The 9,685-nt window shown below is 65.5% G+C and carries 10 protein-coding genes; 9 read left to right on the top strand and 1 reads right to left on the bottom strand.

Annotation, left to right across the window (positions count from 1 at the left end; genetic code table 11):
• Positions 1 to 135 precede the first annotated feature (135 nt).
• Together QZ189_RS09530 and QZ189_RS09525 are read left to right on the top strand one after the other, a co-directional pair.
• Positions 136 to 450, top strand: coding sequence for a hypothetical protein (locus QZ189_RS09530; protein ID WP_247476789.1), 315 nt, complete (start codon positions 136 to 138; stop codon positions 448 to 450).
• Positions 450 to 2,117 (top strand): AarF/ABC1/UbiB kinase family protein, encoded by a 1,668-nt coding sequence (locus QZ189_RS09525; protein ID WP_247476790.1) that lies wholly within the window; start codon positions 450 to 452, stop codon positions 2,115 to 2,117. The genes QZ189_RS09530 and QZ189_RS09525 overlap by 1 nt, the downstream gene beginning before the upstream one ends.
• 81 nt (positions 2,118 to 2,198) lie before the next feature.
• Here the strand turns inward: QZ189_RS09525 and eno are convergent, their stop codons facing one another.
• Positions 2,199 to 3,491, bottom strand: coding sequence for a phosphopyruvate hydratase (gene eno / locus QZ189_RS09520; RefSeq protein WP_010313534.1), 1,293 nt, complete (start codon positions 3,489 to 3,491; stop codon positions 2,199 to 2,201).
• Between the two features lie 124 nt (positions 3,492 to 3,615).
• Between eno and gloA the strand changes: the two genes are divergently transcribed.
• The 7 genes from gloA to QZ189_RS09485 all read left to right on the top strand — a co-directional run.
• The gene (gene gloA, locus QZ189_RS09515; protein ID WP_010313533.1) at positions 3,616 to 4,017 is read left to right on the top strand and encodes a lactoylglutathione lyase; all 402 of its coding nucleotides are present in this window, start codon (positions 3,616 to 3,618) and stop codon (positions 4,015 to 4,017) included.
• A complete protein-coding gene (locus QZ189_RS09510; RefSeq protein ID WP_296421630.1) occupies positions 4,007 to 6,727 on the top strand; it encodes an AAA family ATPase in 2,721 nt (906 codons plus the stop codon). The genes gloA and QZ189_RS09510 overlap by 11 nt, the downstream gene beginning before the upstream one ends.
• Positions 6,728 to 6,855: 128 nt before the next feature.
• Positions 6,856 to 7,089: a preprotein translocase subunit SecE gene (secE, locus tag QZ189_RS09505; RefSeq protein WP_232197212.1), complete on the top strand. Its 234-nt coding sequence runs from the start codon at positions 6,856 to 6,858 to the stop codon at positions 7,087 to 7,089.
• Between the two features lie 80 nt (positions 7,090 to 7,169).
• Complete coding sequence (gene nusG / locus QZ189_RS09500; RefSeq protein WP_296416260.1) at positions 7,170 to 7,787, top strand: transcription termination/antitermination protein NusG; 618 nt, start codon at positions 7,170 to 7,172, stop codon at positions 7,785 to 7,787.
• 118 nt (positions 7,788 to 7,905) lie between these two features.
• Positions 7,906 to 8,331 carry a 50S ribosomal protein L11 gene (gene rplK, locus QZ189_RS09495; protein WP_010313529.1) on the top strand — a complete coding sequence of 142 codons (426 nt, stop codon included), beginning with the start codon at positions 7,906 to 7,908 and terminating at the stop codon, positions 8,329 to 8,331.
• Positions 8,332 to 8,416: 85 nt separating this feature from the next.
• Positions 8,417 to 9,124 (top strand): 50S ribosomal protein L1, encoded by a 708-nt coding sequence (rplA, locus tag QZ189_RS09490; RefSeq protein ID WP_247476792.1) that lies wholly within the window; start codon positions 8,417 to 8,419, stop codon positions 9,122 to 9,124.
• A 287-nt stretch (positions 9,125 to 9,411) separates the two neighbouring features.
• Positions 9,412 to 9,685: 50S ribosomal protein L10 (locus QZ189_RS09485; RefSeq protein WP_296421629.1), on the top strand; the 274-nt coding region annotated here is incomplete at its 3' end.

Below are 9,685 nucleotides of genomic sequence, written 5' to 3'. Positions count from 1 at the left end.
CCTCAGGTCCAGGCGCCTGCACCGCGTCCGCAGCCTGCAGCACCGGCTCCGCAGCAATCGGTTCCCCTCTTGGATTTGCCCCCCCTTCAGTAGCTCTGATCTGCCACGATTTGGGTGACTCTCAAGCGGCCGGCCATGAGTGAGCCTCAGACCCTGGTGCAGGCGGCCCTCAATCGTCTGAGCGCCCGCCTGGGAAGTGGTTTGGCGGACGCCGCAGCTGGTCTGGCGGTCCTGGCCCAGGACGCCCCCGAGCGATTGCGTCAGGAATGGGACCTGTTTAAAGAAGAGGTGGAGCTCGAAGCCCAGCGGCTGGAGCACGGAGATCAGGAGGTGCCGGCAGCGGAGTCCCCGATGGCTTCGTCTTCACCAGCGGCAGATCCCCAGACGCAGATTGATCAGCTGCGCGCCCAGGTCACGCGGCTTGCCCGCCGCCTCGAGGAGCCCGCTTGATGCGTCGCCTTGGCCCGGCCCTGGCGAGCGCCCTTCGCTCCCTACGGATCTGGGGTGCCGTTCTGCAGTTGTTGGCCTTCCTCTGGTGGGATGCCCAGTCCTGGAGCTATCCAGGGGGCGTCAGTGAGGAGGGGCAGGAGCGTCGCCAGAAGCGTCGTGCCCGTTGGCTCACGGCCCAGTTGCTGGAGCTGGGCTCAGCCTTCATCAAGCTCGGTCAGCTCCTTTCGGCCAGGCCGGATGTGCTGCCGGCCAGCTGGGTTGAAGAACTCTCCCGGTTGCAGGACAGCGTCCCGGCCTTCTCCTTCGACACGGCCCAGTCGCTGCTGGAGCAGGAGCTGGGGGAGCGCTGCGCCGAGATCATTGATATCGAGGAACAACCCCTCGGGGCCGCCAGCCTGGCCCAGGTCCATCGCGCCAGCCTTCGCAGTGGCCGGCAGGTGGTCTTCAAGATCCAACGCCCCGGGCTGGAGCGTCTGTTCCGCCTCGACCTCGAGGTCATGCAACAGGTCGCGGCGGTGCTGCAGCGCCATCCCCAGTGGGGCGTCGGACGCGATTGGGTCTCCATCGCTCAGGAATGTCGTCGTGTGCTCCTGCGTGAGCTCGACTTCCGTCTGGAGGCCGAGCACGCCGCCCGCTTCCGGCAGCAGTTTCTCGATGATCCGGGCATTCGCATCCCAGCGGTGGTCTGGGAACTCACCACCCGGCGGGTGCTCTGCCTCGACTACGTCCCCGGGATCAAGATCAACGACCGCCAGGCCCTAATCGAGGCTGGCATCGACCCTTCGGCGGTCGCCGAGAAAGGTGCTGCCAGTTACCTGCAGCAGCTGGTGCGCTTCGGCTTCTTCCACGCCGATCCCCATCCCGGCAACTTGGCCGTAGCCCGTGATGGGGCCCTCATCTACTACGACTTCGGCATGGTCGGGACCTTGTCTCAGCGCCTGCGCAGTCGCCTGGGGCGGATGGTCACGGCGGCGGCGGCACGCGATGCCTCGGGCTTGGTGCGTGAGCTGCAAGCCGCTGGGGTGATCGCCCCTGACATCGATCCCGGTCCGGTCCGTCGCCTCGTGCGGGTGATGCTCGCGGAGGCCCTGACCCCTCCCTTCTCCGCCAACATCCTCGACAAACTCTCCGGCGACCTCTACGAGTTGGTCTATGGGCAGCCCTTCCGTCTGCCCCCGGAGCTGATCTTTGTGATGCGGGCCCTCTCCACCTTTGAGGGGGTCGGCCGCAGCCTGGATCCCAGCTTTAGCCTCGTCGCCATCGCCCGCCCCTATCTGCTTCCCCTCATGACCGCCAGCGGCAACGGCCCCAACGATCTCTTCAACCAGTTGGGTCGCCAGGCGGTGGAGGTGGGCAGCCGTGCCCTCGGTCTGCCCCAGCGTCTGGAGGACAGCCTCAGCCGCATTGAACAGGGCGATCTCCAGGTTCAGATCCGTGCCGGCGAGACCGACCGTCTGCTGCGTCGGTTGGCCCTGAGCCAGCAGAGCGCTGGCCAGTCGGTCCTGCTGGGTGCCTTTGCCGTCGCTGCGGCCCTGCTCGCCTCCAGCGCCCGGCCGCTGCTGACGATCATTCCGGTTGTGGCCGGGGTTCCGGTGGGTCTCAGCTGGTTGAAGCTGCAGGCCCGCCTGAAGCGCGACGCCCGCATCGACAAGCTCGGCAATTCCTAAGCGCCGCCCATAAAAAAATCCCGGGCTGGCTGATCCAGGTCCCGGGATCTTGGTTCGGTTGGAGCCTGGCTCCAGTTGGCCTCAGGCCTTGCCGCGGGGGCCGCGGTCTTCGGCGCCGGCGTAGACGGCCTGGCTGCCCAGTTCGTCTTCGATGCGCAGCAGCTGGTTGTACTTGGCCACGCGCTCACTGCGGCTGAGGGAACCGGTCTTGATCTGGCCGGCGCGGGTGGCCACGGCCAGGTCGGCGATGGTGGTGTCCTCGGTCTCGCCGGAGCGGTGGGAGATCACGCTGGTGTAGCCGGCACGGCCCGCCAGATCGATCGCCTGCAGGGTCTCGGTCAGGGTGCCGATCTGGTTGACCTTGATCAGGATCGAGTTGGCCACGCCCAGGTCGATGCCGCGCTGCAGGCGGGCACTGTTGGTCACGAACAGGTCATCGCCGACGAGTTGGACGGTCTTGCCGAGCTTCTCGGTCAGCAGGGCCCAGCCCTCCCAGTCGTCTTCGGCAACGCCGTCCTCGATCGAGGTGATGGGGAAGCGGTTCACCAGAGCGGCCAGCTGGTCGACCATCTCGGCGCTGGTGTAGCTGCCGCCGTCGAAGGCATAGCGGCCGTCCTTGAAGAATTCGGTGCTGGCCACGTCCAGGGCCAGGGAGATCTGATCGCCAGGGCGGTAGCCAGCCTTTTCGATCGCCTGAACCAGCATGTCGCCGGCTTCGATGTTGCCCAGGTCAGGGGCAAAGCCGCCCTCGTCGCCGACGGCGGTGCTCAGGCCCTTGTCCTTCAGCAGACCCTTGAGGGTGTGGAACACCTCGGTGCCCATCCGCAGGGCCTCGCGGAAGGTGGGTGCGCCGTGGGGCACCAGCATGAATTCCTGGAAGTCCAGGCTGTTGGCGGCGTGGGCGCCACCGTTGATCACGTTCATCAACGGCACCGGCAGCAGGTTGGCCATCGGGCCGCCCAGATAGCGGTAGAGGGGCAGGCCAACGCCATTGGCGGCGGCGCGGGCGCTGGCCAGGCTCACCGCCAGGATTGCGTTGGCGCCCAGGGCGCTCTTGTTGTCGCTGCCGTCGAGCTCGAGCATCGCGGCATCAACGGTGCCCTGGTCCAGGGCACTCAGGCCGCAGAGGGCCGGAGCGATTTTTTCTTCAACGTTGCTGACGGCCTGCAGCACACCCTTGCCGCAGTAGCGGCTGCCGCCGTCCCGCAGTTCACAGGCTTCGTGGGCACCGGTGCTGGCGCCGCTGGGAACGATGGCGCGGCCACTGGCTCCGCCCTCCAGCATCACCTCGGCTTCCACGGTCGGTGTGCCACGGGAATCGAGAACCTCCCGGGCCACGATGGTGTCGATGACGAGGTCGAGGGTGTCGATCACAGCGGCCTAACGCACAACATGAGTCCTTGCAGGGATCTTATGGGTCGCCCTGCCGGGGGCCTTGGTGACCGTTGGCACCAATCCGCTGACTTTGGTCAGAATGCGGCCGTCAAGAACAGTCCGGATGCGCCTTCTCCACACCATGCTGCGGGTCGGCGACCTGGAGCGCTCGATCGCGTTCTACACCGACATTCTTGGGATGCGGCTGTTGCGCCGGAAGGACTATCCCGGGGGGCGTTTCACCCTGGCTTTTGTGGGCTACGGAGACGAGAGCGACCACACCGTGCTGGAGCTCACCCACAACTGGGACACCAGCAGCTACGACATCGGTAGCGGCTATGGCCACATCGCCCTGGGTGTGGACGACATCGTTGGCGTCTGCGACCAGATCCGCGCCAAGGGGGGAAAGGTGGTGCGCGAACCGGGCCCGATGAAGAACGGCACCACCGTCATTGCCTTCGTCGAGGACCCCGACGGCTACAAGGTTGAACTGATTGAGATGAGCTCTCGCGCCCATGCGGCCTGATTCCTACGCCGCTGGCCCCGCCAGCCTCACCACGGTTCCTGATCGCTTCAGCGATGCCGGCTGGGACCTCCTGCTGGCCAGCCAGGAGCAGGCCCGCCGCTGGCGCCACGGCGAGATGAACGTGGAGCACCTGCTGCAGGTGCTGCTGAATGACGAGCGCTACGCCGCCTGGGTGGATCCCCTGCCCCTCGATGCCTCGCGTCTGCTGGATCAGCTGGATGACTTCTGCGCGGATCAGCCCACCAGCAGTGCCAGGGACCTGTTCGTCGGCGAGGACCTGGAACTGCTTCTGGAGGAGGCCGATCGCCAGCGGGGCCAGTGGGGTTCGCGCTTCATCGATGTCCCCCATCTGTTGGCGGCCCTGCTGGACGATCGCCGCATTGCCGGCGCCCTCCTGCAACAGCAGGGGTTGACCCAGGAGGACCTGCGTCGCTCCGTTCCCAGGCCTGCGCCCGCAGCCAGCAGTCCCCCGCCGCAAGCGGTCGTTGAGCCGCCTGCTCCGGCGCGTCCCGCTCCCAGCAGGACAGTCGTCGAGCCCGCCCCCACCGATGAGAACGGCCTGAAGCTTGAGCAGGAGCCCACGGCCCTCGAGCAGTTCGGACGGGATCTCACCGCCGCCGCCCGGGCGGGTGACTTGGATCCAGTCATTGGTCGCGACACCGAAATCCGGCGTCTGATGCAGGTGCTGTCGCGCCGCGGCAAGAACAACCCGGTCTTGATCGGCGAGCCGGGCGTGGGCAAGACCGCCATCGCTGAGCTGCTGGCCCAGCGGATCGTCGCCGGCGAAGTGCCGGATGCCCTTAAGGGCCAGCGGCTGGTCTCCCTGGACCTGGGCGCCCTGATCGCTGGCGCCAAGTTCCGCGGCCAATTCGAGGAGCGCCTGCGCAGCGTGCTCAAGGAGGTGCGGGACGCCGAAGGCGCTGAGGCGGGCGGCGTGATCCTGTTCATCGACGAGCTCCACAACGTGGTGGGCCCGGAGCGCTCCAACAGCGACGCCGGCAGCATCCTCAAGCCGGCCTTGGCCCGGGGCGACCTGCGTTGCATCGGTGCCACCACCCCGGAGGAGTACAGCCGCACCGTTGAGAAGGATCCCGCCCTGAACCGGCGCTTCCAGCAGGTCCTGATCAAGGAGCCCAGCCTTGAGGAGAGCACCCTGATCCTGCGGGGCCTGAAGGAGCGCTACGAGTTGCACCACGGGGTGGCCATCACCGATGGCGCTGTCGTGGCCTCGGCTCGGCTTGCCGATCGCTACATCTCCGATCGCTGCCTGCCGGATTCAGCCATCGACCTGATCGATGAGGCCGCTGCCCAGCTGCGGATGGAGGTCACCTCCAAGCCGCGTCTGGTGGAGGAGGCCGAGAGCGATCTACGCCGCGTTGAGTTGGCCCTGCTTTCGGCGGAGAGCGCCCCAGAGGCCGAACGGGTGGCGCTGCAGCAGCAGCGACGGCAGGTCAGCGAGACCCTGCAGGGCCTGCAGGAGCGCTGGTCCGCCGAGCGGGAGCAGCTGGCGGAGCTGCGCCAGCTCCTGGCCGATGACGAGGCCCTGCGCCTGCAGATCGCCGAGGCCGAACGCGATGGTGACCTCGAAGAGGCCGCCCGGCTCCAGTACGACCAGCTCCACGGCGTTCAGCAGCGCCGTCATGAGTTGGAGGAGCAACTCCAGGCCAGTCAGCAGAGCGGGCAGTCCCTGCTGCGGGAACAGGTGGAAGAGGGGGACATCGCTGATGTGGTGGCCCGCTGGACCGGGATTCCCGTTCAGCGCCTGCTGGCGGGTGAGCGCCAGAAGCTGCTGGAGCTTGAGCAGCGCCTGGCCCAGCGGGTGATCGGACAAGCGGAGCCCGTCGGTGCCGTGGCCGCGGCGATTCGCCGCGCCCGTGCGGGCATGAAGGATCCGCGCCGTCCCGTGGGCTCGTTCCTCTTCCTCGGTCCCACCGGTGTGGGCAAGACCGAACTGGCCAAGGCCCTGGCGGCGTCCCTCTTCGATGAGGAAGAGGCCTTGGTGCGCCTGGACATGAGCGAGTTCATGGAGCGCAATGCCGTGGCCCGCCTGCTCGGGGCTCCTCCGGGTTATGTCGGCTACGAGGAGGGCGGTCAGCTCACCGAAGCCGTCCGCCGGCGTCCCTATGCCGTGTTGCTCCTTGATGAGGTGGAGAAGGCCCACCCCGATGTCTTCAACGTCCTGCTGCAGGTCCTTGATGACGGACGTCTGACCGATTCCCAGGGCCGCACGGTCGACTTCCGCCACACCGTGGTGGTGATGACCAGCAACCTGGCCAGTCGAGCGATCTTGGATGCCGCCCGCGGCCAGGCCGACGCCTCGGCGCTCGAGGAGCAGGTGGAGCGAGCCCTGGCCAGCCAGTTCCGGCCGGAATTCCTCAACCGCATCGATGAGGTGATCCGCTTCCAGCCCTTGGGGCCGGCCGACCTGCAACGGATCGTGCGCCTGCAGGTGCTCGAGTTGGCGCAGTTGCTCCAAGAGCAGGGACTGGCGCTTCAGGTGGACGAGCCGGTCGTGGCCTGGCTGGCGGAGCAGGGCTACGAGCCGGAATACGGAGCGCGGCCCCTGCGCCGGTTGCTGCGGCGCCAGATCGAGAACCCCTTGGCCACCGAGTTGCTCGAGGAGCGCTTCCTGGGTGCGGCGGCCGTTCAGGTCAGCCTGGGCGAAGGCGAGCAGGCCCTCTGCTTCAAACCCATCTCAGGCCCTGAATAGGACATCCGTTAGTGTGTTTGTTTGCCGGCGCGTGGGCTCAACACGCCGCGCGGCCCGCTGAAGGCTCAGCAGGCTTCATGCTCTGCCCATGAGGCTTGGCCCTGATTTCCCCTGTGGAATCTTCATCCGTGGAATCCCAGACCGAACCACAAGTCAAGTCCGACGAGGCCGCCGCCACCGAACCGGTGAAGACCGGCTTCGTGGCAGACACCGTCGCTGAATTGCGCAAGGTGGTCTGGCCGAGCCGTCAGCAGCTGTTTGGTGAATCAGTCGCGGTGATCTTGATGGTCACCATTTCGGCTTTTGCGATCGCTGCCGTCGATCGCTTCTACAGCTGGGGAAGCTCCCAGGTGTTCCGCTGACCCGCTGAATCTTTCGCCCTCTCCTTCCTTTGCCCGTGTCCGACGTCGACTTGACCACTGAAGAATTCGCCGCGGCGGATCTGGCTGCCGACGCCGAACCCGCAGCTCCCGCCGCTGACTCGGAAGGCCGGGCTCTGATTGCCCGCTGGTACGCCGTTCAGGTGGCCTCCAGCTGCGAGAAAAAAGTCAAGGCCACCCTCGAGCAGCGGGCCGTCACCCTCGGCGTGGACAACCGCATCCTCGAGATCGAGATCCCCCAGACCCCCGCGGTCAAACTCAAGAAGGACGGCAGCCGCACCAGCACCGAAGAGAAGGTCTTCCCCGGCTACGTCTTGGTTCGGATGGTCCTCGATGAGGACACGATGATGGCGGTGCGGAGCACCCCAAACGTGATCAACTTCGTGGGTGCGGAAGATCGCCGTGCCACCGGCAAGGTCCGTGGTCACATCAAGCCTCGCCCCCTGAGCCGTCAGGAGGTGGATCGCATCTTCAAGCGGGCTGCCGAGAAGAAGCCTGTGGTGAAGGTCGATCTGACCGAGGGCGATCAAATCTTGGTGACCGCTGGTCCCTTCAAAGACTTCCAAGGCGAAGTCATCGAGGTGTCGGGCGATCGCAACAAGCTCAAGGCTCTGCTCTCGATCTTTGGCCGGGAAACCCCGGTGGAACTCGAGTTCTCCCAGATCAGCAAACAAAGCTGATTCCCGTGCGGCCGTCTCCCTGCGGAGGGCGGCCTAAGGCGGTGCTTCGGTTTTCGGAGTCCGCCGCACACGCTGCCCTAGGGTCGCGGATCCGCAGATTGCTCAAGACGCCAGGACGATGGCAAAAAAAGTTGTAGCTGTGATCAAGCTGGCGCTCGACGCCGGCAAAGCAAACCCCGCGCCGCCGGTGGGCCCTGCCCTCGGTCAGCACGGCGTCAACATCATGGCGTTCTGCAAGGAGTACAACGCTCGGACGCAGGACAAAGCCGGATACGTGATTCCGGTGGAGATCTCGGTCTTTGAAGACCGCAGCTTCACCTTCATCACCAAGACCCCTCCCGCTTCCGTGCTGATCGTGAAGGCAGCCGGAATCGCCAAGGGTGCCGCCACCTCTTCCAAGGGTTCTGTCGGGGCTATCAGCCGCGCACAGCTCGAAGAGATCGCCAAGACCAAGCTGCCCGACCTCAACTGCACCAGCGTTGAGTCGGCCATGCGCATCATCGAAGGCACCGCCCGCAACATGGGCGTGGCTGTGAAGGACTGAGTCTCGGGTTCATCCCGGCTCATCCATTCCTTTCTGTTCCTTAGCGGGGGAGAGCTCCTGAGCTCGTCTGCACCCCATTCCTGACATGCCCAAACTCTCCAAGCGCTATTCCGCCGCCGTCGGCAAGGTTGAAGAACGCGTCTACGCCCCGCAAGAGGCTGTCGACCTGGTGAAGGCCAACGCCACCGCCAAGTTCGATGAGACCGTCGAAGCCCACGCTCGCCTCGGCATCGACCCCAAGTACACCGACCAGCAGCTGCGCACCACCGTGGCCCTGCCCCACGGCACCGGTCAGAGCATTCGCATCGCTGTGATCGCTCGCGGTGAAAAGGTCGCTGAGGCCAAGGCCGCTGGTGCTGATCTGGCTGGTGACGACGATCTGGTCGAAACCATCTCCAAGGGTGAGATGGAGTTCGATCTGCTGATCGCGACCCCGGACATGATGCCCAAGGTCGCCAAGCTCGGTCGTGTCCTCGGCCCCCGTGGTCTGATGCCGAACCCCAAGGCCGGCACCGTCACCACCGACCTGGCCTCGGCCATCAGCGAGTTCAAGGCCGGCAAACTGGAGTTCCGCGCTGACCGCACCGGCATCGTCCACGTGCGTTTCGGCAAGGCCAGCTTTGACGCTGCCAAGTTGCTGGACAACCTGAAGGCGCTGCAGGAGACCATCGACCGCAACAAGCCCAGCGGTGCGAAGGGTCGCTACTGGAAGAGCCTGTACATCACCTCCACCATGGGTCCTTCCGTGGAAGTGGATGTGTCTGCGCTGCAGGACATCAAGCAAGAGGGCTGATCGTCCCCGTCCCTCTGCGCAAAGCCCCCGCCCCGGCGGGGGCTTTGTTGTATGTTCTTTCTCTGGCTAATGCCAGAAGGGTTACGCGCCCTACCCAAGACAGCAGGTCGAATTCCTGTTCTGCTCGCAGAACCTGAGTCCTTAAACCCTGCCGAGGTGTCCGCGACAGTTTTTCTCACCAGGGCTCCCTCGGGAGTTCGGGTTGGGTGAAGCGAGCCGCAGCCCTCGAGTACCGCCCGGTACTGGGGTTGCGTTCCCGGCTTGTTCCCCTGATCCGATCCTTAACCATGGGCCGCACTCTGGAGAACAAGCAACAGATCGTCGAAGAGCTGAAGCAGCTCCTTGGCGAGGCCGAAATGGCGCTGGTCCTTGATTACAAGGGTCTGTCCATCAAGGAAATGTCTGATCTGCGGACTCGTCTGCAGGCCAGCAACGGTGTCTGCAAGGTGACCAAAAACACCTTGATGCGCCGTGCCATTGATGGCAATAGCGCTTGGTCGGAACTCGATTCCCTCCTCACCGGCACCAACGCCTTCGTGCTCGTTAAGGGCGACGTGGGTG

This window comes from Vulcanococcus sp. CPBay_Sum15L08_68 (assembly GCF_017855895.1).
Lineage (GTDB): Bacteria > Cyanobacteriota > Cyanobacteriia > PCC-6307 > Cyanobiaceae > Vulcanococcus.
Note: the sequence above shows the minus strand (reverse complement) of the source record. Positions and strands in the feature narration are given on the sequence as shown.

Coding starts and splice junctions, on each gene's coding strand:
- rplK (WP_010313529.1), top strand. CDS start 7,906: ATGGCAAAAAAAGTTGTAGCTGTGATCAAGCTGGCGCTCGACGCCGGC.
- gloA (WP_010313533.1), top strand. CDS start 3,616: ATGCGCCTTCTCCACACCATGCTGCGGGTCGGCGACCTGGAGCGCTCG.
- QZ189_RS09510 (WP_296421630.1), top strand. CDS start 4,007: ATGCGGCCTGATTCCTACGCCGCTGGCCCCGCCAGCCTCACCACGGTT.
- rplA (WP_247476792.1), top strand. CDS start 8,417: ATGCCCAAACTCTCCAAGCGCTATTCCGCCGCCGTCGGCAAGGTTGAA.
- QZ189_RS09525 (WP_247476790.1), top strand. CDS start 450: ATGCGTCGCCTTGGCCCGGCCCTGGCGAGCGCCCTTCGCTCCCTACGG.
- QZ189_RS09530 (WP_247476789.1), top strand. CDS start 136: ATGAGTGAGCCTCAGACCCTGGTGCAGGCGGCCCTCAATCGTCTGAGC.